Source organism: Pseudomonas sp. C9-3 (assembly GCF_032392015.1).
In the GTDB taxonomy this organism is placed as follows: domain Bacteria; phylum Pseudomonadota; class Gammaproteobacteria; order Pseudomonadales; family Pseudomonadaceae; genus Pseudomonas; species Pseudomonas nitroreducens.
The window spans coordinates 3,241,426-3,264,774 of sequence record NZ_CP135919.1 but is presented as its reverse complement, the minus strand read 5'-3'; the positions used below and the strand labels follow the sequence as shown (position 1 = coordinate 3,264,774).

At 59.4% G+C, this 23,349-nt stretch carries 21 protein-coding genes and 1 pseudogene; 9 read left to right on the top strand and 13 right to left on the bottom strand.

Going from position 1 to position 23,349, the window contains the following annotated elements:
• Nucleotides 1-99: 99 nt before the first annotated feature.
• The 4 genes and pseudogenes from RS899_RS14545 to RS899_RS14530 form a co-directional block, all read right to left on the bottom strand.
• A pseudogene (locus RS899_RS14545) lies at nucleotides 100-344 on the bottom strand (tyrosine-type recombinase/integrase); the annotation flags it as partial.
• A gap of 287 nt (nucleotides 345-631) precedes the next feature.
• The gene (locus RS899_RS14540) at nucleotides 632-1,732 is read right to left on the bottom strand and encodes a polyamine ABC transporter substrate-binding protein (RefSeq protein WP_315810343.1); all 1,101 of its coding nucleotides are present in this window, start codon (nucleotides 1,730-1,732) and stop codon (nucleotides 632-634) included.
• Nucleotides 1,733-1,765: 33 nt separating this feature from the next.
• Nucleotides 1,766-3,103, bottom strand: coding sequence for a hypothetical protein (locus RS899_RS14535; RefSeq protein ID WP_315810342.1), 1,338 nt, complete (start codon nucleotides 3,101-3,103; stop codon nucleotides 1,766-1,768).
• Between the two features lie 117 nt (nucleotides 3,104-3,220).
• A complete protein-coding gene (locus RS899_RS14530) occupies nucleotides 3,221-4,468 on the bottom strand; it encodes a serine hydrolase (protein WP_315810341.1) in 1,248 nt (415 codons plus the stop codon).
• 145 nt (nucleotides 4,469-4,613) lie between these two features.
• On the opposite strand from RS899_RS14530, the gene RS899_RS14525 reads away from it, so the two are divergent.
• Both RS899_RS14525 and RS899_RS14520 read left to right on the top strand, forming a co-directional pair.
• A complete protein-coding gene (locus RS899_RS14525) occupies nucleotides 4,614-5,216 on the top strand; it encodes a TetR/AcrR family transcriptional regulator (RefSeq protein WP_315810340.1) in 603 nt (200 codons plus the stop codon).
• Between the two features lie 321 nt (nucleotides 5,217-5,537).
• The gene (locus RS899_RS14520; protein WP_315810339.1) at nucleotides 5,538-5,924 is read left to right on the top strand and encodes a hypothetical protein; all 387 of its coding nucleotides are present in this window, start codon (nucleotides 5,538-5,540) and stop codon (nucleotides 5,922-5,924) included.
• Between the two features lie 402 nt (nucleotides 5,925-6,326).
• Here the strand turns inward: RS899_RS14520 and RS899_RS14515 are convergent, their stop codons facing one another.
• From RS899_RS14515 to RS899_RS14505, 3 genes are all read right to left on the bottom strand, one after another.
• Nucleotides 6,327-8,798, bottom strand: a complete 2,472-nt coding sequence (locus RS899_RS14515) for a TonB-dependent siderophore receptor (RefSeq protein WP_315810338.1) — start codon at nucleotides 8,796-8,798, stop codon at nucleotides 6,327-6,329.
• Nucleotides 8,799-8,911: 113 nt separating this feature from the next.
• A complete protein-coding gene (locus RS899_RS14510; protein WP_315810337.1) occupies nucleotides 8,912-9,868 on the bottom strand; it encodes a FecR domain-containing protein in 957 nt (318 codons plus the stop codon).
• Nucleotides 9,865-10,374: a sigma-70 family RNA polymerase sigma factor gene (locus RS899_RS14505; RefSeq protein WP_315810336.1), complete on the bottom strand. Its 510-nt coding sequence runs from the start codon at nucleotides 10,372-10,374 to the stop codon at nucleotides 9,865-9,867. Before RS899_RS14505 ends, RS899_RS14510 begins: the two co-directional genes overlap by 4 nt.
• A 309-nt stretch (nucleotides 10,375-10,683) precedes the next feature.
• On the opposite strand from RS899_RS14505, the gene RS899_RS14500 reads away from it, so the two are divergent.
• The gene (locus RS899_RS14500; protein ID WP_315810335.1) at nucleotides 10,684-11,544 is read left to right on the top strand and encodes an SDR family NAD(P)-dependent oxidoreductase; all 861 of its coding nucleotides are present in this window, start codon (nucleotides 10,684-10,686) and stop codon (nucleotides 11,542-11,544) included.
• Between the two features lie 198 nt (nucleotides 11,545-11,742).
• On the opposite strand, the gene RS899_RS14495 is transcribed toward RS899_RS14500, so the two are convergent.
• Entirely contained in the window at nucleotides 11,743-12,171 is a 429-nt protein-coding gene (locus RS899_RS14495) for a hypothetical protein (protein WP_315810334.1), read from the bottom strand.
• A 65-nt stretch (nucleotides 12,172-12,236) separates the two neighbouring features.
• Between RS899_RS14495 and RS899_RS14490 the strand changes: the two genes are divergently transcribed.
• Nucleotides 12,237-12,779: an autotransporter outer membrane beta-barrel domain-containing protein gene (locus tag RS899_RS14490; protein ID WP_315810333.1), complete on the top strand. Its 543-nt coding sequence runs from the start codon at nucleotides 12,237-12,239 to the stop codon at nucleotides 12,777-12,779.
• A 361-nt stretch (nucleotides 12,780-13,140) separates the two neighbouring features.
• Complete coding sequence (locus RS899_RS14485) at nucleotides 13,141-14,625, top strand: lytic transglycosylase F (protein ID WP_315810332.1); 1,485 nt, start codon at nucleotides 13,141-13,143, stop codon at nucleotides 14,623-14,625.
• A 158-nt stretch (nucleotides 14,626-14,783) separates the two neighbouring features.
• On the opposite strand, the gene RS899_RS14480 is transcribed toward RS899_RS14485, so the two are convergent.
• Nucleotides 14,784-16,040: a hypothetical protein gene (locus tag RS899_RS14480; RefSeq protein ID WP_315810331.1), complete on the bottom strand. Its 1,257-nt coding sequence runs from the start codon at nucleotides 16,038-16,040 to the stop codon at nucleotides 14,784-14,786.
• A 221-nt stretch (nucleotides 16,041-16,261) separates the two neighbouring features.
• Here RS899_RS14480 and RS899_RS14475 point away from each other — a divergent pair, with 221 nt between their 5' ends.
• Nucleotides 16,262-16,738 carry a hypothetical protein gene (locus RS899_RS14475; protein ID WP_054910662.1) on the top strand — a complete coding sequence of 159 codons (477 nt, stop codon included), beginning with the start codon at nucleotides 16,262-16,264 and terminating at the stop codon, nucleotides 16,736-16,738.
• 166 nt (nucleotides 16,739-16,904) lie between these two features.
• Here RS899_RS14475 and RS899_RS14470 read toward each other — a convergent pair whose 3' ends face one another.
• A complete protein-coding gene (locus tag RS899_RS14470) occupies nucleotides 16,905-17,942 on the bottom strand; it encodes an ABC transporter substrate-binding protein (RefSeq protein WP_315810330.1) in 1,038 nt (345 codons plus the stop codon).
• 157 nt (nucleotides 17,943-18,099) lie between these two features.
• A complete protein-coding gene (speB, locus tag RS899_RS14465; protein WP_315810329.1) occupies nucleotides 18,100-19,068 on the bottom strand; it encodes an agmatinase in 969 nt (322 codons plus the stop codon).
• Nucleotides 19,069-19,324: 256 nt separating this feature from the next.
• Here speB and RS899_RS14460 point away from each other — a divergent pair, with 256 nt between their 5' ends.
• The gene (locus RS899_RS14460) at nucleotides 19,325-20,224 is read left to right on the top strand and encodes a LysR family transcriptional regulator (protein WP_315810328.1); all 900 of its coding nucleotides are present in this window, start codon (nucleotides 19,325-19,327) and stop codon (nucleotides 20,222-20,224) included.
• Nucleotides 20,225-20,645: 421 nt separating this feature from the next.
• On the opposite strand, the gene RS899_RS14450 is transcribed toward RS899_RS14460, so the two are convergent.
• Nucleotides 20,646-21,116 carry a hypothetical protein gene (locus RS899_RS14450; RefSeq protein WP_315810327.1) on the bottom strand — a complete coding sequence of 157 codons (471 nt, stop codon included), beginning with the start codon at nucleotides 21,114-21,116 and terminating at the stop codon, nucleotides 20,646-20,648.
• Between the two features lie 406 nt (nucleotides 21,117-21,522).
• On the bottom strand, nucleotides 21,523-22,371 hold the full coding sequence (locus RS899_RS14445; RefSeq protein ID WP_315810326.1) for a helix-turn-helix transcriptional regulator: 849 nt from the start codon (nucleotides 22,369-22,371) through the stop codon (nucleotides 21,523-21,525).
• A 158-nt stretch (nucleotides 22,372-22,529) separates the two neighbouring features.
• On the opposite strand from RS899_RS14445, the gene RS899_RS14440 reads away from it, so the two are divergent.
• Together RS899_RS14440 and RS899_RS14435 are read left to right on the top strand one after the other, a co-directional pair.
• Nucleotides 22,530-22,916, top strand: coding sequence for a hypothetical protein (locus tag RS899_RS14440; protein WP_233297824.1), 387 nt, complete (start codon nucleotides 22,530-22,532; stop codon nucleotides 22,914-22,916).
• Between the two features lie 19 nt (nucleotides 22,917-22,935).
• The gene (locus tag RS899_RS14435) at nucleotides 22,936-23,262 is read left to right on the top strand and encodes an antibiotic biosynthesis monooxygenase family protein (RefSeq protein ID WP_315810325.1); all 327 of its coding nucleotides are present in this window, start codon (nucleotides 22,936-22,938) and stop codon (nucleotides 23,260-23,262) included.
• The last annotated feature ends 87 nt before the right edge of the window (nucleotides 23,263-23,349 follow it).

Genomic DNA, 23,349 nt, shown 5'->3' with positions numbered 1-23,349 from the left:
CATCACTCTTCGTCCTATATGATTCAGCGAGTCGATAGGCCTGCTCGTGGCTGGTGTCGGGGTGTGGTGGCTTGTGGATATGGGAGCTCAGCGTCGAGCACGGCTGGCAAAAAGAAGATCGTCGTTGGGACAGCGAGCAGTGCGGTTCCAAGCTTCATCTGACTCTCTCGTCTGAGCGGTGATTTCGACGCTGGGTCTTTTGCTGCATCACGATCGCGCGCGTCGACACATGGTCACCCTGGGCTATGCCTCTGACGCGCAGCCTCGTTAAATCGCAGGTGGATGGCGAGGTTGAACCGTGCCAGATAACACCCCTTGTTTGCGAACTCCGGTCGCACTCTGATATCTCAGTAATTGTCCTGTCTCTGCTCGGCAGTCTTGCATTGAGATCATAGTTGTTTGATCAATCCATCACCCACGACTAACCGCATAGGCAAGGCTGCATCCTAAGTTGCCTGCCTTCCAACGCCCCAATCAGCTCTTTTGGGCTCTCTGCATAGTCGATCCGAGGTCTCTGTTTCCTCACCGACACTCCCCCCGTTTCAGTTTTTTTCACCGGTAAATCCACAGTCAGCAGCCTGCTTCCGCCCAGACATGGGCGGAAGTGGCCTGCAAAGTGTTGGAGGCTGCCTCAGGTTCCGGACTTGATCTTCGTCCAACTGCGGGTCATGGCGCGCTCGATGCTGATGGGTACCGGCGACAGGGTGAACAGGTTGCCGCGCTGGTCGGCCGGGATGAACATCGCGTGGTTCTGCAGCAGTTCCGGGGCGACAGTCTCCTGCGCGTCACGGTTGGGGTTCGGGTAGCCGATGATGTTCGATACCTGGACAATCACCTTGGGGTCCAGCAGGTAGTTGATGAACGCCTGCGCCTCCGCAGGGTGTTTCGCGCCCTTGGGAAGGGCCATGGTGTCAGCCCACATTAGGGTGCCTTCGCGCGGCAGCAGCATGCGGATGTCGTTGCCGTTCTTGGCACTGGCGGCCATTCCCTGGGCCTGAAGCACTGCCGCGGACCAGCCGACCACGATGCACACGTCGCCGTTGGCCAGATCGGAAGCCAGCTTGGCGGAGTTGAAGTAGCGGATGTAGGGGCGGATTTTCAGCAACAGCGCTTCGGCCTTCTGGTAATCCGTGGGGTTGCGGCTGCTCGGGTCGAGCCCCAGGTAGTGGAGGGCGATGGGCAGCAGCTCTTCGGGCGCATCGAGGAAGGCGACGCCGCAGGATTGCAGCTTGCTGATGTTCTCCGGCTTGAACAGCAGGTCCCAGCTGTCCAGCCTGGCCTCGGCGCCGAGGGCTTTGCGCACCTTGTCGGCGTTGTAGCCGATCAGGGTGGTTCCCCACAGGTAAGGCACGGCGTACTGGTTGCGCGGGTCCACCCGTTCCAGGTTGTGCATGATGCCCGCGTCCAGGTGCGACCAGTTGGGCAATTGCTGTCGGTCCAGTTTCTGGATGGCGCCGGCCTGGATGAACTTGGCGATCTGCACGGTATTGGGGAAGACTAGGTCGTAGCCGGAGGTGCCGGTGAGCATCTTCGACTCCAGGGTATGCGGGCTGTCGAAGACGTCGTAATTGACCTTGATGCCGGTCTGGGTTTCGAAGTCCTTGATCACCTGCGCCGGCAGGTAGTCGACCCAGTTGTAGATATTCACTTCACGTTGCGCAGCGCTCGCAGGGGTGAACGGAAAGCTGGCGCAGACGAGCAGGGCGGCGAACCATTTCTTGTCTAGTTTCATCGGATCAGCTCACGTTGAGGGTGGCGGCCAGGATCACAGCTTGTAGATGAAGAACCATTCCAGGGTGTCGAAGCGGTCGTTACCCAGTACTTCCTTGGCGCCGGCCTGCGGATCGACCCAGTTGTAAGCCAGCGAGGTGTAGATGTGCTCGGTGGGCATCCACTCGACGTACACCCCGGTCTCGTTGGCGAAGTCGCGGTCGCTCACCGGGATGCCGAAGTAGTAGTTGGAGTTGAGCTTGAACTGGTGGTATTGGGCGCCGGCAGACCATTGCTCGTTGAAGTGCACTTTGCCACGCCAGGTCTGGGCTTTCTCGTTGCTGTTGTAGAGCAGGTAGTTGCCGACGACGTCGCCGATCACCCAGGTGCCCCAGTCAACGTAGCCCTTGCTCAGCGGATCCCAGTCCTTGCGGGTGTTGTCGTTGGGATCGTTGTCGCCGGAGAAGTCGGCGTAGCGATAGCCCAGGGTCGGTTGCAGCGGCAGGTCCTGGAAGCTGTAGTCCGCAGAGGCGTACCAGGCGCTGGCATCGTAATCGATGCCCTTGCCGCTGCCGCGCTCGATGGCGTATTCGCCGTTGAGCTGCAGGGCTTCCAGGCCCGGCGGGCTGGCATTGAGCACACGCAGGTTGTAGACGTCCATGCCGTCGCGCGGGATGAAGGCATTCTGCTTGTTGTCCTTGGCGTCGACGCTGAAGGCCATGGCGCCCAGGGTAGCGTTGGGCAGCTTGAAGTCGAAGTTGGCACCGGTCATGCGCAGGTCGCCCAGATGGTCGTCGGTGCGCAGGCTGAAGGCTTGCGCCGAGAACATCTCGTGCTGCCAGGACAGCACGCCGGCATCGCGGAAGGCCGTGCGCGGCGCGCTGAAGTAGGCGCCATCGCCGTACTGGTCGAGGTTACCGTCCATCACCAGGAAGCCGTTGCCGACCATGTAGTTCTGGTCGCCCAGGGTCAGGCGCCAGTCGCCGGCACGAAAGCCCGCGTAGGCCTCTTCCACCGAGGTGTTATGTTCGTCACCGCGGGTGTAACCGCCTGGGTCGCCGTCACCCGTGGTCCCGGCGGCTATCAGCGAGCCGCCGCCGAGAAAAGCGAAGTCCGGGCTGACTGCGTACTCGAAGGTCACGCCTGGCTTGAGGTAGTACTCCTGCCAGTCGTAGTTTTCTTTGTTGCTCAGTTCGCCACTGCGCAGGTCGATGCGACCCAGGCCGAAGTTGGCGTTGTGGCTGTTGATCGCGGTGGCCGATGCACTGAGCGAGTACTCGCCCTTGAAGTCGCCGCTCTCGAAGGCTACGCCCGCGGTCGCCAACGGGCTGCCGGCGATGAGCGTCAGCGCAAGGGCACTGCGGGGCGCAGACGGGAAGCGTCTGGTTGTCATGGCAAAGCTCCTGTATGTCGTTCTTGTTGGAACAGGGCAGTCACGCGGGAAAGGGGGCCCGCAAGGACGCATGCACGGAGTGCGTCCGTCTTTTTTTTGCTGGCTGATAGGGTTGTGTCAGGTCTCGCTCAGGGATTGGGCGAGCGTCTTGAGCAGGTGCACAGTGTCGGTATCGATCACGTTCTCCGCTTCGGGCGCGGAGGATTGCTTGATGATTACTACCTCGGCCTTGAAGTCGATGAAGATCCACTGGCCATGGATACCGACAGCCATGAGCGCGCGGTCATTGAAGACATACCACTGGCTCTTGTAGGAGGCTTGCGGGCTCCATTCGGAGAACTCCTTGTTGGTCGCATACACCGCAGGGTCATTGCCCTTCAGCAGGCGCTCCACCGCCGCCGTTGGCAGTACCTGATGTCCGTTGAAGTGGCCGCGGCCCAGCAGCATCAGGCCAAAGCGGCCCATGTCGCGCAGCGTTGCGTTGAAGCCGAAACCGACCACGCCCTGGCCCGACGGATCGGCTAATAGGAAACCATCGCGCTCGCAGCCCAACTGCCGCCACATGCGTTCGAACAGCACATGGCAAGGCAGGCCGCTGGCGCGCTCCATGATCCAACCCATGGCTTCGGTGGTCGCCGTGACATAGCGGAAGAAACCACCATGCTCGCCCTTGCGCGGGAAGGTGCGCAGCCAGTCGTGGATCGAGGCGGATTTCTCGAACCCCGGCGGCACCGGGGTGAGGCCCACGGTGTAGTGCAGCCGCGAGGTCGGCGAGTTGGGGTCTTCGTAGTGCTCGACGTAGTCGATGCTGATGGCCATGTCCATCACCTGGCGCACGCTCGCCGTCTCGAAGGCGGTACCGGCAAATTCGGGCACATACGAAAGCGCGGGGCGGTCCGGGTCGAGCAGGCCCTGCTCGATGAGTTGCTCAGCCAAAGCACCAGTGAGCGACTTGGTGACCGAGAACATGATGTGGCGGGTGTCCGGAGCCTGGTGGTTGAAATAGCGCTCGCACAGCACGCGGCCTTTCTTGAGCACCAGGAAGCCATCGGTGAAGGTGGCGTCCAGGTGCTGCCGCAGGCTGACCTGCTCGCCGCTCAGGCTACGGAAGGTGAAGTCCTGCAGCAGGTCCTGCGTCGGCCCGAGGTCACTGACCGGCGCATTGCCGGCGGCTACGACCAGAGTTGGGCAGAGTTGGCTCATGTGCTGGAAGGTCCAGCGGTTGTGAGGCGGCTGCAGCACGTCGGCGGCACCCACACTCAGTTGCGCGGCGTACGAACGCTCCTGCGGCTGTGGCGGATTCGGCTGGAGACTCAGGCGTTCGGCGTAGGCTCGCACTAGGGCCGCTTGCAGATCGAGGGACATGGATCACTCCTGGGAGAACGAATAGGCCACAGACGCTGGCCGTGGAGAATTTTTCTCACCATAAAAACTTTTAGTCAACTAAAAGTTTTATCCGGAGAAAACCTATAGAATCTCGCGCAGACAGATCCAGCAGTGAGGAGAGGCCTTGAGCGGACTTCGTGAACGACAGAAAGAGGCGCGGCGCCAGGCGATCAGCCAGGCAGCGGTCGAGCTGTTCCGCCTCCAGGGTTACGGCGCTACCACCGTCGAGCAGATCGCCGAACGGGCGGGCGTATCGCCGCCCACGGTGTTCAATTACTTCGGCAGCAAGCAGGAGATTCTCAACGACCTGCTGCGTGCCACCGACGAGCGCGTCGTCAAAGAGATGGTGCAACTGGCGCTGGACTTCGAGGATCCGGTGGATGTGCTTTGCCACCTGGAGAGCCTGGTTCTGAAGTACGAGCTTGAAGCGCTGCCGATATCGGTCTGGCGCGAGCTGTTGGCGATGCACTACAGCGGAGCGTCGCCGGAGCAGCTCAAGCTCAATAACGAGGTGCTCAATGCCGAGGTCAGCGTCCTGCTAGGTCATCTTCAGAAGGCCGGCATGGTGCGTCACGATCTCTGCCCGGACTACGTGGCGCAGTTGCTCAACGAGTTTCTCACCCTCGAATTCCTCAAGCTGGTCAGCGTCGAGCCCTTGGATTTCGATGCCCATCAGCTAAGTGTGCGGCGTTTCGTCGAAGTCCTGTTCACGGGCATCAGGCAATAGATGCCGGGGGTCTCCCTACGGCGACCCAGGGAAGTCTGCTTCCGACCCGAAGCTGCCCTTCGCACAGGGCAGCTACCGGCCAGGAACGGACAATCAGCCTGCCAGTGGAAATGGGGAGGTTTCTCTCGAATGTTAGGAGCTAAGCAAATCGGGAGCGACGTCAGCCCCATGCTTGACCCCTGATCCACCTGGAATTATTTTATGTTCGTCCTTCTCGGCTTGCCGCGAAGCTGACACAGCATTTCCCTTACCGGTGAGTCTTTTAGAAGCTGTACTCCGTACCTTCTTGACTCGTGTATACCTTCTCATTGGAGATTGATTATGCCCGCCTACTTCAAGATCGAAGTATTTTCCAACATCCTGCGCTACCTCGTGTTTGCGGCCCAGAGCAAGCGAGTTGTTCCCTACAGCGAGCTTGAGAACGTGTTTGGCCTCAGTCACAACATGGCCGGTTTCTACTCTGGCATGGTTGGTAACTTTTGCCGCGACAATCAATGGCCGTTGCTTAATGCGCTCGTCATCAACATGACAACGTGCAAGCCCTCTGATGGTTTTGACGCGTATCTTGAGAAAGCCGGTATGACTTGGGGGGATTGCCTGGCCCAGTGCTGGGCGAATTTCCACCTGAAAACCTCTCGCGAGCACCAGGTGACGAATTTCTCGGGCCTCACTGCGCTTGTCCGTGAATGGGGTGAAAGCGCGGCCTAAAAGGTTCCTAGCGCGTGCGTCAAAGCCGCGAGATGAGGTGCGCAGCTTTCAGCTATCTGCTTCACCTCGCGGCCTAGTGTTCAGGCAAATAAAGCGTTACTACTGCTCGTGCCGAGCCATTAGCTACGTTTCCCGAGAGTCCGCTTCTGGCCGATAGCTGCCCCTGGCGAGAAACGGTTCCCCACCCTTCGCAGATATTTAATACCGTTTGACCGTCGCCGCAGCGCCTTGACGTGAACTCACAAGCACAGTTTGGGGCACCGCTTTGCAGAAGCCGTAGTGCAACGCTTCAAGGGGCAGCCGTAACTCGCATGCAGCCATTGGATCCAACCGAGCTGGGTGAGGTGAGCGGCAATCCCTTTCAGCAGAATCATCAGGAGGAATTGCCGCTACCTACTCACCTCAGAAGTCGGCTTTCAGGGTGACGGTGTAGTTGCGTGGGTCGCCGTACTGGTTACTCGCGTTCAGCCAGCCGATGGAGGAGTAGTACTTCTTGTCGAAGAGGTTGTTTCCATTCAGTGCAACGCTGAAGTTCTTGTTGATCTGGTAGCCCAGGCGCGCGTTCCAGATGGCGTAACCGGATTGCTTGATATCACCTACGCCGCCAGTGCCACCGAAGTTGGTGTTGTAGTTTTCGCTCTGGATACTGGCGCCTGCGCCAGCGGTCCACTGGCTGAGTTCGCCCGGCAGGTTGTAGTCGCCCCAAAAGCGCAGCAGGTGGCGCGGCGTGTAGCTGTTGAAGGTGGAGCCGGATGACGAGGTGCCATCGCCCGGGTCGTTGAGGAACTTGGTCGAGGTGTAGGTATAGCCGGCAAACAGTTGCAGGCCCCTGAGTACCTCGCCGCTGATCTCCGCATCGAAACCTTCGGCGCGAACCTTGCCGCCGTCCACGTAGCAGTTGTCTTCGCCGTTCTGCCCGCACTCCGAGGCATAGTCATATTGGGCTCGGTTTTCCTGGTCCACGCGGAAGATCGCGAAGCTGGTGTTCACGCGGCCATCCATCAGTTCGCCTTTCAAACCGACCTCGTAGTTCGAGCCTTCGATGGGCTTGAGCGGGGTGCTGTCCTGGGTCAGCTCGGTCTGTGGCTTGAAGATGTCGGTATAGCTGGCGTAGACCGACCATTGATTGTTCAGTTCGTAGATGAGGCCGCCGTACGGAGTGAATTCGCCGGTCTCCTTCGAATGGGCTGGAGCGGGCGAGGAGGTGGTGAAGCGGCGCAGTTCATAATCGTACTTGTAGTTGCTGGTTCGCCCGCCCACGACCAACGTCAGCGGCTCCGCCAGCTTGTAGCGTACGACGCCATAAAGCCCGTTCTGGCGAATCCTGCCTTCGGAGGCGCCGGCGTAAGTGGTGCTCAGCATCTCTTCTTCGGTTGGTTCGCGCGGGGAAACCGGGTCGTAGATGTTGATCGGCCCGAGATTGAGCAGACCTCCCTGCACATCGTCAGTCTTCAGGTCGCTGGCGTTGGCGCCGACCACTACCTGGTGTTCCAGGTCGAAGGCGCGCCACTTACCGGCGAGGTTGATGTCAGCGCCCTTGTTGATGTTTTCGAAGTCGTACAGGTAGGCGCGTGACTGCATGCCGTCACCGGTGGCTGGGTCGACCGCCCCCCGGCCGAAGCTGTAGAGGATGTCGTTGGTCTCGCGGATGTAGCTGCCCGAGGCATTCAGGCGCCAGTCATCGTTGAAGTCATGGGTGACGTCGGCGAAGTAGGTCGTCTGCTTGTTGTTCCATTTGTTCCAGTCGGCGCCGGTGAAGGTGGAGCGGCCCGCGTGCACCGCGCTGCCATCCTTATTGCGCGGCAGGCCGCCGAAGGACGGTGTCGAGTGCAGGTCCTCGACGCTGGCGCCGGCGGCCACCTTGGTGTCGTCGGTCAGGTCGTATTCGAGAATCCCGTAGAGCACGTTCTTGCGGCTTTCCGCCGTGTCATAGAAGTAATCCCGATCCTCGTGAGCGGCCACCAGGCGACCACGCAGCTTGCCGTCGGCAGTGAGCGGAGAACTGGCATCGATGCTCTGCCGGTAGGTGTCCCAGGAGCCGGCGCTGGCGGTGAGGGACAGCGACGGCTCGGCCTTCGGGCGTTTGCGCACGAGGTTGATGGCCGCGCCGGGGTTGCCGCTGCCTTGCAACAGGCCGTTGGCACCACGGAGCACTTCGACGCGGTCGTACAGCAACGTATCGGAGGTGAAACTGCTGCCGATGGCGTAGTAGCGGCGATCGAGCGGGACGCCATCGTACTGGATGGTTTCTACCTCGAAACCGCGCGAGTAGATGTACTTGCCGCCGGAGGGGCTCTGGTAGGTGGTGATGCCGGTGGTTTTCTCCAGCACCTGGTCCAGGGTATCGAGGCGCTGGTCGTCCATCGCCTTGCGCGTGATGACGGTAACCGATTGCGGGATGTCCTTCAGTCGCTGGGTGGACTTGCCGATAGTGGCTTCGCTCGAGGTGTAGGAGCCGGAGCCTTCCGTCGTTGGGCCCAGGCCCTGGCCGGTAACGACCGTGTCGCTCATTTCCAGTGCTGTCGGGATTTCCTCCAGTACGTAGCTGCCACCCTGATCGACCGCGCGCAGGCCGGTGCCGGCGAGGAGGGCGGCGAACCCGGCTTCTCTCGAATAGCTGCCATGCAGACCGTCCGATTGCCGGTTGGCAGTCCTGCTGGCATCGAATGACAGCGCTGCCCCGGCCTCGCTGGCGAAACGGCTGAGCACTTCGGTCAGCGAGCCGGCAGCGATGTCGTACTGCCGGACGCTTTGTACCGCGCCGGACGATACCGGCTCTGCGGCCTGGATGGCGGGTACGCCCACGATGGCGACGCTGAAGAGGGCGGCCTGCACATGGATGGCGAGCCGATGGCGAACGAACGGATACAGCATGGTCTCTCCCCGGTAGTGGTGACCAAGTGGGTCACTGATGCCGGGAAAGCCGAACCAGGGACGAAAAAAGTGCACGGTGTTCAGAATTATTTTTTGCCGGCGTCCTGACAGCGTCAGCTGCGTGGAATCACGGTTACCCAATACCCCGTGCGATACACCGCCGTGACGGGGAAGCTGCGCTCCAGGGATCGCAGTGCGAGGTCGGTGTCATCCAGGGGGAAGGCTCCGGAAATGCGCAGGCTGCTGATGCGCGGGTCACACCTCAGCCAGCCGTGGCGGTAACGTCCGAGTTCCTCGAGCAACTCTCCCAGCGGGCGGTCGATCGCGATCAGGCTGCCCTGTTCCCAGGCACCCACCGAGGCGCTGTTGATCTGCGCAGGGCCGATGACTCCGGAGGTGACGCGGGTGTGCTGGCCTGCTTCCAGGCGCAGGACGTTGCGCTGTCCCGGAACGGTCACTTCGACGGCTTTTTCCAGGACCGCCACATCGGTGCCGCCGCTCCAGCTGCGCACGGTGAAGCGAGTCCCGAGTGCGCGCACGCTGGCATCGGGGCTCTGCACGCGAAATGGCCTGTCGAGGCTATCGCTGGCGGTGCTCACCAGCACCTCGCCGGCACGCAGGATGATCAGGCGCTGGTTCGCGTCAAAGCGCACATCCACCGCGCTATCAGTGTTGAGCAGCATCTGGCTGCCGTCCGCCAGGGTGAAGGTGCGGCGCTCACCCACTGCGGTCTTGTAGCCAGCAGTGAAGCGTTGGCGCGTATCGCTGCGCCAACCCAGGGTGGCCAGCCCGCCCAGAGAGGCGAGCACCACGACACTGCGCAGCATCTGGCGCCGCGACGCTCCGGCCGAGGCCAGGGTTGCAGCAGCCAGGCGACCCGGTACCCGGGCCATCTGCAGGTTCACCGACTCGATGCGCTGCCAGGCGCGCTGATTGATCGGGTCGGCCGCCAGCCAGCGCTGCCAGGCTTGCTGGTCGCTGGCAGCAGGCGATTCATTGGCGAGTCGCGCATACCAGCGTGCTGCTTCGCTGATGGCCTCGCGCTCATTCGGCTTGAGGGCGTCGTTCACGAGAGGCCCGCCATGGCCAGGCAACAGTGTTCCATGGCCTTGGCCATGTACTTGTTGACGGTGCGGATGGAGATGCCCAGTCGCTCGGCAATCTGGCTGTAGGTCAGCCCTTCGAGCTGGGACAGGATGAAGGCCTGCCGGGTCTTTTGCCCCAGGCCATCCAGCATTCGGTCGATTTCCGTCAGCGCTTCGAGGAGCAGGGCCTGCTCTTCGAGGGACGGCTGGACCGCCTCGGGCAGCAGGGCCAGCGCGTCCAGGTAGGCACGTTCCAGTGAGCGGCGGCGGTACAGGTCGATCACCAGTCCCCGTGCGATGGTCTGCAGGTAATGCCTGGGCTCGCGAATCGCCCCGGCGCTCTTGGCCATCAGCACGCGCACGAAGGTGTCCTGCGCCAGGTCGGCCGCATCGGCGGAGTCGTTGAGGCGCTGACGCAGCCAGCCACGCAGCCAGCCGTGATGGTCGCGGTACAGCATCCCTACCGACTGCAGCGACGAATCTCCCTGCATTGCAATCCCCTAAGAACAATTTGCAAACGACAATCGTTATCAAATATACGGGATGTGGCAGGGCTTGAAAACTGCATTCTGGTGGGGGGGGCGCAACTGGTCGATAGCGCTTGATCAAGCATTCAAGGTGCTCTGCGAGCGGTGCAGTGGCTTGCGCCTGACGATTATCGGACACCGGCCCATCGGAGAGCGGTCTTCCATCCTGCGGACCTGGTCATGGCCCTGGAGCCAGCGCTTTGGCCGGCTCGGACATGGGGCGAGCGCCACGGCTCACACTAGACTGCGGCTACCCAACAGAAGGAGTGGCACATGACTTTCAACCACCAAGTGGTCTGGATCACCGGGGCATCCTCCGGCATTGGCGAGGCGTTGGCGCGTCTGCTGCTGCAGCAGGGCGCGTGCGTCATGCTCTCCGGCCGGCGCGAAGCCGCGCTGCAGGCTGTTGCCGAGCAGGCGCCACAACGCGCCCTGGTCCTGCCCTTCGAAAGCACTGACTATGCCGCGCTGCCGCAGGTGGTCGAGCAGGCCTGGGCCTGGCAGGGTCGTATCGACTGTTTGATCAACAATGCCGGCATCAGCCAGCGCAGCCTGGCCGTGGATACCCGCTTCGAGGTGTACCGCGAGTTGATGGAAGTCGACTACCTGGCTCCAGTGGCCCTGACCCAGCAGCTGCTGCCGCGCCTGGTCGCTCAAGGGAGTGGCCAACTGGCGGTCGTCAGCTCTGTGGCCGGCAAGGTCGGTGCCCCACTGCGCACAGGCTACTGCGGCGCCAAGCATGCCGTAATCGGCTACTTCGAAGCCTTGCGCGCCGAAGTCGAACAGGCCCATGGCATCAGGGTCAGCGTGATCCTGCCTGGTTCGGTGCGCACCGGCGTGGCGGTCAACGCGCTGGGTGGCGACGGTGCCCGTCGCGGCCGCTCCGACGTCAATATCGATAACGGCATGCCTGCTGATGAAGCCGCGCGGCGCATCGTCGAGGGGCTGGCAGCCGGCTTGCGCACCATCGAGGTAGCGGAGGGCACCGAGAAGCTCGCCCTGCAACTGCGAAGCGCCGATCCTGAGCGTCTGTTCGCGCTCACCGCCGCCGAGGGCGCGCGCCTGGCCGAAGAGCGCGCTCGCAACGGCAATGCCGATATCGACCCGAGAGCTGTGCAGCGCCTCGGTAGCTGAGGTCCGCCATCACGAAGAAAAAAGCCCAGGTTCACCCTGGGCTTTTTTCTTCAGTGGTATAGGGCGTGGCCTGAATTCGGCCTGCTTTCGGAGCAACTCAGTTTCACCCGCGGCGGGCGCTGCTGACTGGTATTGCAGCAAGTCCCTGTCTGCCGGACCTGCAGAGGCCGCACCTTTCAGACAGGGCGATTGCGCAGGCTACTTTTTCGGGTACGAGAACGAATAGGAGTTGCAGGCATCTCCTACGCTTTTCCAGGTTTTGAAGTCGGTGATGATGTTCTGGGTATTGAATGTCAGTTCCAGACGGCACTCTTTACCGTAATTCTCCTGATAGGAGTGCGGGGTTACCGTCACGCTCCCGGCTGTCGGGCCGGCTGACAGTTCGTTATAGCCCTGGGTACGGGTGAATTGTTCAGAGTAAATCCAGCGGGCGACCGAGTTGTTCTGGTCGTCCTTCACCACATCGGTGGGTTTGCCGAAAGTATCCACGGCTTCCTGCAGCGGGCGTCCTTTCCAGTCGCCCGCGTCGATGATGTCCGGGATGCTCTGAAAGTAGTGGCCGCACCCTGAGAGCAGGCTGAGGCTGAAGGTGAGCGTGCTGGAAAGCGGAATCGATTTTGCAGACATGAACGGTCCTTCGTCAGTGGGGGTTATCGCCGGTGTTATGCGGTGGAGTCTATCGAGTAGGAGCTTTGCGGGTAACCTGCCGCGACAGGCCGCTCCTGAAAATCGATCTGGCCTCGTGTTCCCGTCTGGGCGCCTCGCATGCCTGGAACGACATCGACAGCCGCCGCCACGTCCAGGCCGGTGACTTCACCCTGGAACCCTTCGCGGGCCTCGCGCACGTCAAGGTCGACAGCGACAGCTTCAAGGAACACGGCGGCAGCAGCACCCTGCGCAGCGACAGCGAGCAGGACGAGATGACCTACGGCACCCTCGGCCTGTACTCCTCGACGACGCTGACCACGCTGGGCTCGGTACCGCTGGCGCTGCAAGGCACGGCCGGCTGGCAACACGCCTACGACGACCTCGATCCGAAACGCCAGCTGTCGTTCGCCGGCAGCGACTCGTTCACCGTCAAGGGCACACCGCTGGCGCAGGACACCGCTCTGGCGCAACTGGGTGTGACCGCGCAAGTGGCCAGCGGCACCACGGTGGGCCTGGGTTACTCCGGGCAATTCGGCGACGGCTACACCGACAACGGCGTTCGCCTGGGACTGAACGCGAGCTTCTGAGTCCGCCAACCCGTTGCCTTTGGCTTTGTGAATCCCAGAGGCTCTCGCGCAGTCGTGAGAGCCTCTGGGGCGTCCGGCAATCCGGTGTCGCTAGGCGTGGTTCATGTAACGCAGAACGACCGCCACGGATGATCGTAAGTCCGCTACCAACCCAAGGCAGACTTGGATGGAGGCAAACGGTACGAGACCTCCGCAGCTGGGAAGCGAGTGGCGATGCGTTTGACGGGCCTTGAACTAGTCTTCAACTGACGGCGGAGCATCCCCAGTTCCGCCAGCGGTATTCGCCCAGGGCTCGGCGCCGGCCACGTGACCTGGGCCTGTATTGCGACCGGTCATCCAGCTCAACGGGAAGGTTCGAACCATGGGACGCCGCAGCCTCGCTTCCGTGTGCCTGTCGTTCACGCTGTTGTCATGTCTTTACGCCTATGCCGCGCAACCCTCACTGCCCGATGCCCGGCTGACCCAGCAGGAAGAGGCGGAGGTCCGGGCCATGGTGCTGCCGATTCCGCCGGCCTGGAAGGGCGACCTGGACGGAATGCGAGAGCGCCGGCTGGTACGCATTCTCGTGCCCTATAGCCGGACTTTCTTCGCCGTCGACCGAGGGCGGGAGGCCGGAATCAGCTACGAGCTGGGCAAGGCACTGGAGGCTTGGCTGAACAAGCAGTACCCCTATGCGGAAAAGTCGCTGCAGTGGAGGGTCCTGTTCATCCCCACGCCCCGGGACCAGTTGATGCCCCAGTTACAGGCCGGCGTCGGCGACATTGCCGCAGGAGGATTGACGATCACTGACAGCCGCCTGCAGGCGGTGGACTTCGCCGCGCCTTTCGCCACGGGGATCAAGGAAGTGCTGGTGACAGCGCCCGGCAGCAAATCACCGGACCAGCTCGAAGCGATGTCAGGACAGGAGGTCATGGTGCGGCCGTCGAGCAGTTACTACGAACACCTGCAGGCGCTGAACAGAACCTTCGCCGAAAAGGGGCTCGCCCCGGTACAGATCAAGGCGGCAGACGAGAACCTCGAGTCCGAGGACCTGTTGGAAATGGTCAATGCCGGACTGGTCCCGGCTACTGTCGTCGATCTTTACATCGCAAAGTCGTGGGGAGCGCTGTACCGGCAGATGCAGGTACACGAGAACATCGTGATCAACGCTCAGGGGGCCGAGTTCGCCTGGGCCATTCGCAAGGGCAGCCCGCAGTTGCAGGAGGCCCTGGGGGCATTCGTGCAAACGCACAAGGTGGGGACGACCTTCGGCAACTCCCTGCGCAACAAGTACGTGAAGAACAGCAAGCGACTGTTCGACGCCACGTCCGAAGCCGACATGGAGAACTTCCGCAACATGGTCGGGCTGTTCCAGAAGCATGCCGGGACCTACGACTTCGATTATCTGATGCTGGTCGCCCAGGGTTTTCAGGAGTCGCAGCTGAACCAGAAAGCGCGCAGCTCGCGCGGGGCGGTTGGGGTGATGCAGATGAAGCCCAGTACCGCGGCGGACCGCTCGGTCGCCATTCGCGGCATCGACAAGAGCGCGGACAAGAACATCGAGGCGGGCACCAAGTACATGCGGCTGCTTGCCGACAAGTACCTCAACGACTCGCAGTTGACGCCACTGAATAAGACACTGATGACCTTCGCCGCCTACAACGCCGGCCCCGGCAACCTCATGAAGTTCCGTCGCCTGGCCCAGGAATCGGGTCTGGACCCAAACATCTGGTTCGGTAACGTTGAGCACGCCGCTGCAAGAGTGGTTGGGCGAGAAACAGTCGATTACGTCGGCAACATCTACAAGTACTACGTGGCGTACAAACTGGCCGAAGACAAGAGGCGGCCTCAGCAGACGGCGCAGTGATGGGCCTCAGGAAAGGAAGATTGCGCGCGTCGGTTTCTGGGCGGAAAGCTACCGGCCCAAAGCGGCAACTGCGATGGGCGGCTTATTGTCGTTTTGTACCATTCCATGCTGGTCTCAACATTGGATGCCACGTCCCCACATCCAGTTGGACTCGTTTCCTAGAGATTTTCGCCAACTTTTCTGAACAGGCAGGCCGGCTCAAAAGTCTGACGGGGAGTTGGCTTCAATACCGCAGCATAATCCTTCGTGCCTTCCGATCGACTGCTCACGCCGATAAAGCTTTCGCCATTGGAGATAAAGGGGAAGACCTTCGTGTATCTAGCGCGAAAAAAGACACTCTTGTCTTTTTCGCCAGTCATAATAGTGAAACCCGCTTCGCTGTTATCAGATGAGAAGGGAGGACAGTTGAGCGTCATATATTTTACGGAATCCAGTTGGCAGGGGATAAGCCAGGAACTGACCTCCGAAGGAGCGCTTGATACGCTCAGTTTTTTGGACTCTCCCCCTGAGTCGACCAGCATAACAGTTCCATCAAGGTAACCTGATGAGAAGTCCTTGGCGATAACTCGATCGAGATTTCCATCATTGTTAAAATCAAAAATACTTTCGTCACTCCCTCTCATCATTTTTGGGAGAGATGATGGCGATTCGCTCCATAATGGGATCTGAAACTTTTCCGTCCTCAGACCAGCATAGAAATCAAAAAGAGAAAAGTCCCGAGCCAGTTCTTCCTGAACCGCTTTACAGACTGGATCCGAGCCCGCAAGCAGTTCGACTTCCCCAACAAAAGGGGCTGTCCTTCCCTGTCCGGGGTATTCCAATTCGTCTTGTGGCAATAGATTTACATCTGAATTCACACAAGCGGGTATAGGCTTGACCTTAAGGCCATTGCCTTCGGATTTCGCAGCGACCGATCTAGCCGTGTGGCATGTCTGTGCAATTTCCTGCCCCCCACGCCAAGAAACCCTGAAGCTAATATTGGGTTCATCACTTTCTTCCCAGCAGTGGCCCGCGAACCAAGCGCGCGATGCCATTTTTCGTTCATTCACCCAAATAGAGCCATATACCTCTGGATCGGCGCCGCACATACCGTAGGCGCGTGCTTCACCTTCAGCAACCTTCACGCGGACCTTGTTCCCAGAGGGGAATACGCACTCAGCATATTTGCCGACCGGGACTATGAGAGTGGACCGTTCGGAATCAGCTTCTCGCGTAAATATTTTGCTTTCGGTGGCTTCTCCCTCGTCGCCGACAATCCCTCCCCTAATAATGACCTCTTCTTCCTGAGCGCCGTTGCGTTCTGAATAGCTGCACTGAACGGTCAATGCCCGTGTGGGGTCATCGCCTCGGTCCGCAAGTGAGTGAAGTGGTGTCCCGGTCAATAGCGCAACGACGATTGCTGTGGTCCTTTTCAAGATTGTGGCCTTCCATGGCGTTGTTTTGATGAATGGCGGAACCATGCTAGTTAAAGCTACGAACTCCCGCAAACAAGCCAAAAGACTAACGATTCAAATATTTCCAAGGTCCCCTCCTGGCCGATAGCAGCCTGGGAAAGCGTACCCGAACGGATGCCGGCCTTTTGCCTCGTAATGCTGCACCGTTGCTACCTCTGAACATCATTCCGAGGACTGCCGAAGTGAGCAGCACGCGATTCGTAGGGAATGCGAAAGAGCTGAAGAGCGCCCTGAACGACAAGGCCGACAACATCGTGATCACTGATCGCAAGCTCGCTTTGGCGGTGCGTGTGATCAAGTCCGTGACGTACACCAAGCTTGCATTGATCGCAGGAGGAGCAGGGGTCGCGGCGGCCAGCTTCTGGAACCCGGTGGGAGCTATCTCTGGCGGTGTAGCCGGAGCCAGCGGTTTGGTGGCCTTTGGCGCGGCAGCAGGTGCGGTAGGGGCCACCGGTATCAGCGGCGGTGCGGCTGCGGTTGCCGTTGCTGCGATTGCCACCGTCGGCGTGCTTGGGTTGGCAGCAATGGTCATGCACAAGGACTACGCGCTTTCAATTGATGGTGGGGCTAATGGCAAAGCCACTACCACTGACGATAAACCCGATGTAAATGGGAAGTTCTCATTCAAGATGACCCTCAAACGCAACGGCAGCCGCTGAGGGGCGAGAGGCATGGCTGTCCTGTGAAGCACTCGCGTGCGACTCATCGTCCGGATACCCGATATGCACTGTGCTTTCATTCAGGCCGATGACAGCCGATGCCCTCTACGCTTGATGTGCGACGTTTATATACGCCGTATGGGGTATTGCAGCGTGATGGACAGCGTCAGTTCAAACCCCTGGCTGCCCAGGCATTGAAGCGCTCCTCGAGTTCCTCTCCGTGATCAACCCAGAAAGTGTTATCAATCCGCAGGGCTTGAGCCAGGTTGTTCGGTGCCGTGTTGATGCGCTCAGCCAGGCTCTGCTCCAGCAGAGCTTGAGTGTGGACGTTGGTGGAGCCGTAGCCGAGCTTTTCGGTATGCAGTTTCTGGTGTTCAGGCCGTAGGGAAAGATTGATGAATTTTTCGGCGGCCAATTTGTTCTTGCTGCCCTTGGGGATTGCCCAGGAGTCAATGTCGTAGATGCTGTCCTGCCAGATTATCTTGATATTCGCTCCGGACTCCTGGGCGGAAAACACTCGACCGTTGAATGCGCTGGTCATTGCGACATCGCCGCTGGCCAGATATTGCATGGGTTGGGCGCCAGCTTCCCACCATTGAATGCTGCTCTTGATCTCGTCAAGTTTGCGGAATGCCCTATCGACGCCTTCCTTGCTTGAGAGTGCCTTGTAGACTTCTGCAGAGGGAACGCCGTCTGCCATTAATGCAATCTCAAGCGTGTACTTGGCACTCTTGTGCAGGCTTCGCTTTCCCGGAAACCTCTTCAGATCCCAGAAGTCTGCCCAGCCGGTGGGTTCCACTTTGAATCTGTCTGCGTTGTAAGCCATCGCAGTAGACCAGACCAATACACCAGCTCCGCATTGCGAAATAGCTCCCGGAACAAAATCTGTCGCCTCACCGATGTTCGATTGGTCCAGCGTTTCGAAAAGTCCCTCTTCGCAGCCGGTAATCAATTCTGCGCCGCCGACTTCCACTACATCCCAATTGACACTTTGAGTGTCGACCATGGCTTTGATGCGACCCATCTCGCCATTGTATTCCGTCGCTACGACGGTATTTCCCGTTTCTTTTTCATAGGGCTTGTAGAAGGCTTCGGTTTGTACTTGTTTCGCTACGCCACCGAACGAAACAACAGTGATTTCATTGGCCAGGGCCGCAGAGGTTGCCGTGGTGAGAAGGAGAGTTCCGAGAATGCTTGCTTTCATGTTTACCTCTGGCGTTTCTTGTTTTGATTATTGAACGGCGCGCGGCGAAGTGCCGGTGCTGGTTACCGTTGGCAACTCACATGAATCGTTCTTGGTGTGGCACTAATCAGTCAGTGACTTGTAGAAGGGCCGCCACGATATCGGGCGGCTTCCATTGTCATTTCACGCGGGCATCGGCGAGTACGCAGAGCATTTCGAACATCAGTGTCGCGGCATTCAATGCAGTCATGCCGGAGGGGTCCAGGTCCGGAGCTACTTCAACCACATCACCGCCGATGAGATTGAGGCCCTTCAGCCCCTTGATCAGGCGGAGCGCTTCGCGCATGGAAATCCCCCCTGCCTCGGGCGTGCCGGTACCTGGGGCGAACGCGGGGTCGAGACCGTCGACATCGAAGGAGACATAGGTTTGCCCATCGCCGACGACTCGTCGCACTTCCTGAAGCACACCGTCCACGCCAAGCTCATCGAACTCTTCGATGAAGATAACGCGCATACCGCACTCGAGGCTGTAGTTCGGTGTACCGGAATGCTCGGATCCTCGAATCCCGATCTGGATCGTGCGATGAGGGTCCAGCAGGCCATCCTCGACTGCTCGGCGGAACGGGGCGCCGTGGAAGAACTTCGAGCCGTAAAGACTATCCCAGGTATCCGTGTGGGCATCGATGTGCACCATGCCGATAGGCCCGTTCTTGGCCAGTGCCTTGAAGATCGGATAGGTGATCGAATGGTCGCCGCCGACGGTCAGCGGCATGATGTTTCTGGCGCAGACTTCCTGGTAGTACTGCTCAATGCACGCGTGGGCGTCCTCGATGTTGTACATGCGCTCCAGGTAAACGTCGCCCAGGTCACGAATAGTGCAGAGCTCGAACGGGGCAATGCCTGAAGCATGGTTCCGGGTACGCATGAGACAGGATTGCTGGCGGACGCCGCGTGGGCCAAGGCGTGCTCCGGGCTTGAAGGAAGTACCGCCATCATAGGGAACCCCGATCAGGCCGATATCGATGCCATCGAGTGATTCCGCGACAGGCGCGCGCATGAAGCTGGCGATTTCGTTGAATCGCGGGCGTTTCTGCGGGTCGTAGGCGGTTCCGTCGGCAAAATTGGTATTGAACTTGGAGTCAGGCATAACCACCTCTTTCCCCGCAGGACGGATTGCGGAAATATGTTGTTAGTGTTTTGAACTGTCTGAGTAACTTGCTCGCCTCAAGGGTTTTAGCGGCAAAATACGATTACACCTTTGATTTAAACAGCTGTGCATCAGGGGGTAAATTCATTGGTGTGAAACCTAATGTTAATCAGATTATTAATGTAATACTATGCGGGCTCTGCGATTTTTGGATATCATCGGAGCCGACGTGCTGATTGGCTTGCTGGGGTGATTGGTGAAGGAAAGTATATATAATATTCGCCTGTTGAGAGTCTTCGTTGCAGTGGTGGAGCGAAAAGGCTTTTCTGCGGCGCAGCAAGATCTGAACATGTCCACGCCGGCCATAAGCAATTACATGGGCCAGTTGGAGATGCAGCTTGGAATGCAACTCTGCAACAGAGGGCGCTCTGGTTTCAGTCTGACCAGCAAAGGGCAGCTGATATTTGATGAAGCCAAGCGTTTATTGAGTCAGATCGATGGCTTCGAGAACTATGTTCTGGAGTTGAAGGGTGAGTTGAGAGGGGCTGTGACAGTAGGCATCCTTGATTCGATGCTCACCGACAAACAAGTCAATATCGTTGACTTGCTGGGGAACTTTGCCTCGAAACATCCCAAGGTCCACGTCAATCTGAAAGTTCTGAATCCCTTCGAACTGCAGAGGGAGGTGCTGGAAGGTAAGATCGACCTTGCCATTGGTTCATTGCCAATTAGGATGAGCGGGCTGAAGTACATAGAGTTATATGTCGAACAGCATTGGCTGTACTGCAGCGATCGGCATGAACTGTCCAAAGTGACGAAACTTTCGCCTGAGATTGTCAGGGACAATGCTTTGCTCAATCGAGGTTACTGGTCCAGCGCCGAAGCCATGCGGCACGGCTTCAAGGATTGCTCCGCCACGATAGACAGCATGGAGGCCGCGCTGATTCTGGTGCTGTGCGGAAGTTACGTCGGCTATCTTCCTGATCATCTGGCCCTGCAGTGGGAGCAGAAGGGGAGGCTGTTCAGACTGCTCCCTGAAACGTTTGGATATCGGGCTGAATTTTCGTTGATCATGAAGAATGGGCGCAGTCGCGAACCGCTCATACAGGCTTTCAGAGACGAGATGGATAAGCTTTATATCAAGGATATAAGTTGAGGAAGAACGCGGCTCGAAATCACTGATCGCTCCGGAGAAGGTGCTTGAGCCGCTTGCTGAAGGCCGGTGTCTTGGCTCGTTCAAGGGCTTATGAGGGGGCTGTACTGACCTGAACGTTCTGCGAGGTCAGCCGCCGTTGCCGATGGCCCCATGCCGCGTTGACGCTCCGACTCTGTGCCGTGTGCTATTTCCAGGTAGTGATCGACCTCTCCCTGAAGGCAGGGCTCGCTGCGGCACGGATGGTGAGGGACGCCCGATCGCGCGACGACTCCAGCTTCAGCGTGCTTCCCTACTTGCTGCTCACCCTGGTATTCGTTTCGTTGGGCCCGCTGTTGTATATCGTGGTCAAAGGCAGCAAGCGGAATGGCGGTAAATTCGGCCAGCAGTAAAGGTCTGTTTCCGACCCATCGCGGACTCTCATTTAATGTGCAGCACTTATCTTTCGCTTGGCTGTGCGATACATGAACCAGAGAGCAATAGACAGAGCTGTAAAAAGACCGATGGCGAGCCACAGAAGGCCAGTACGCGAGTGCTGTATACGGGCCAATGTCTGCTGTCGGCTGATGACATCTGTATCGGCACTTTTCAGGATGACCAGTCTGTTGGTTTCGACCAGGGGCGCGAGCCATATCCGAGTCCAGGAAGCGACGACGTTCTGGCCGATATAGCGCGATGCCTCTTCGTCGGTGAGGCATCGTGAGTAGCCGCCAAGATGATCAACACAAGTCAGGAGCAAAGGTTCGTTGTCGTGAGCGATCACGGTGTAATAGTTCTTTCCGATCCGCTCAACGGAAAGAATCCCCGTGGTTTCGTTCAAGGTTGCGGGAATCTCGATGGCATAGGTGAATAACAGCAAGGTTGCCATGGCCAGAGAATAGAACAACTGAGCCAAAACCATGTTCCGGCGTAATTTCCTAAGGGTGGCTGCATTTGGTTGTTCCGTACGGGGAGCGCTTCCCGGCGAGGATGGGATGGGTTTCGGTGAACTCAAAGCCACGGCGAATCCTCCATTGACTCGACTGATTCGAGCATAGATCAGTCGTTACCCGGAGGAACGAATAGCTAAGGATTTGCGTGCTTCCGGCGCATACGCCGCCAGTTCAGATTGCTTGATGCACCGGCCATTTCCGCATTAGCGTTCGATCAGGTCTTGGGGAAACGATGGCACTGGCTCTGAGCATGTGGACGATATTTGTCTAACGTCCGCTCCTGGCCAACAGCAACCATCACCCGCTGACAATGCGCCCTGTTCGACCCTCTCGAATCAGGGTTGCTCTTCGCGTTGGAGCGAGGACCTTTCAAGGCCGCAGCACGATGCCACTTCCGGCTGTTACGTCCGTGCTGCCTGCGTTGGTCGCATGCTCCAGCAGGTAGCGCGCTGGTGGTTTTCCCATTGTCTTGCGGAACATGGTGACGAAGCCGCTGGCGCTTTCGTAGCCTAATTCCAGGGCAACGGTCTGCACGCTGTCTCCCTGCGAAAGTCGCCGTAGCGAAAGGATGATGTGCAACTGCCGGCGCCACTGTCCGAAGCTCATGCCGACCTCCTGCATCAGCAAGCGGCTCATGCTGCGCTCGCTCATGCCGATGCACTTGGCCCATTGGGCCATGGAGGTTCTGCTTGAGGGATCGGCCAGCAGCATTTGTGCAAGCTGACGTAGCCGCGCGTGCTGCGGCATCGGCAAATGAAGATGCTCGACACTTGCCTCGCGTAACTCATCCAGCAGCACGGCGATCAATCGCGCCTCCGAGCCACTCTCGTCGTACAACGGATCGAATCCCGTTGCCTTGAGCAAGAGCTCGCGCAGCAGCGGCGAGACGGAGAGGGTGCAGCATTGGCTAGGCAAGCCTTCGATGGCGTTCGGCTCAACGAAGAGGCAGTAGCACTCGGTTTCTCCTGCGCCGCGAGCCGAGTGAGACATATCTCCAGGAATCCAGAGCGCACATTGCGGTGGTACGACCCACATGCCCTTTTCCACTTCGCAGCTGAGGACCCCGCGCACTGAGTAGATCAGTTGCGCTTTGCGATGATGATGAAGTGCATGCTCCCAATCCCTGGCAACCTGGGACGCATTCAATGCGGTGACCTGACGCGCGATGCTATCAACGTCCCTCGCGAGCAGCGGGTCGTCGGTGGGGTTGGAGTCCATGGCGGTCCTCGAAGCAGGCTCGAACGCCTGGCCGAAATGAAAAATATTGTGGCCGAATTGTGCAATGACGCAAGCTGGTCCGGCTGGTTATCTTGCTGGTGAACGAACGGCGTCCGCATTCGGCGGGCGCCCACCTGGCAACGCAGGAGACGGCCCACATGGTTATCGATTCCACGCTCTTTCCAATGGTCTGGATGAAGGTCGGCGCATCCGCCATCGACACCGGCGATGAGGGATTCAAGGCCTTTGAAGCCTTGCTGGCACGGGCAGAGCCTTTCGTGCTGCTGGACGAGGGGAGAGCGGAACAGCGTGCCGAGGAACAGTCCCATGAAGAGAGAAAGCAGTTGTCCTTGTGGATGAAGCGCCACAAGGCCGCCTTGCGATCATTCGTCAAAGCCCAGATCTACATCGAGCCCGATCTGGACAAGCAAAAGGCAGCCGAGCAGTTCGCCGGCAAGTTCGAATCGTTCTGGGGATACCCCCTGCTGGTTGTCGCGACCCGAGGGGACGGCTGGACGCTGGCGCGCAAGCTGCTGGGCCGGTGAGCGTTGGGCGATGACCTCCATGCGCATCGTGGCAGTGAATACAGTCGAGATTGACCCGGCCATCGGCTCGATGGCGGCGCTTAGAGAGGGATTGGAGGCGTTGCTGGACGACCTGGGTCATCTCTCCGGCTGTACAGCCTATCGCCTGACTTGCGGCAATGATCCTGGTGAAAGCTGGATCCTCACCGGGTACTGGGATTCACCTGAGCGCATGACCGCGCACTTCAATCTGCCGTGCCTGGCCAGGCTGTTCGAACTGGTGTCGGAGCGACTGATCAGTGGGCTGCGGTTCGGGACATTCCTGGTGTCGCCGCTCATTGAATCCTCCGGCGAGACGGCTCGATAGACTGACGTGAGGGAATCCCCAGGCGCGCGCACCCGGATGAGCCTGCCAGTGGGCGAGCATGGTCCTGGTATGGCGCGACGAAGAGCC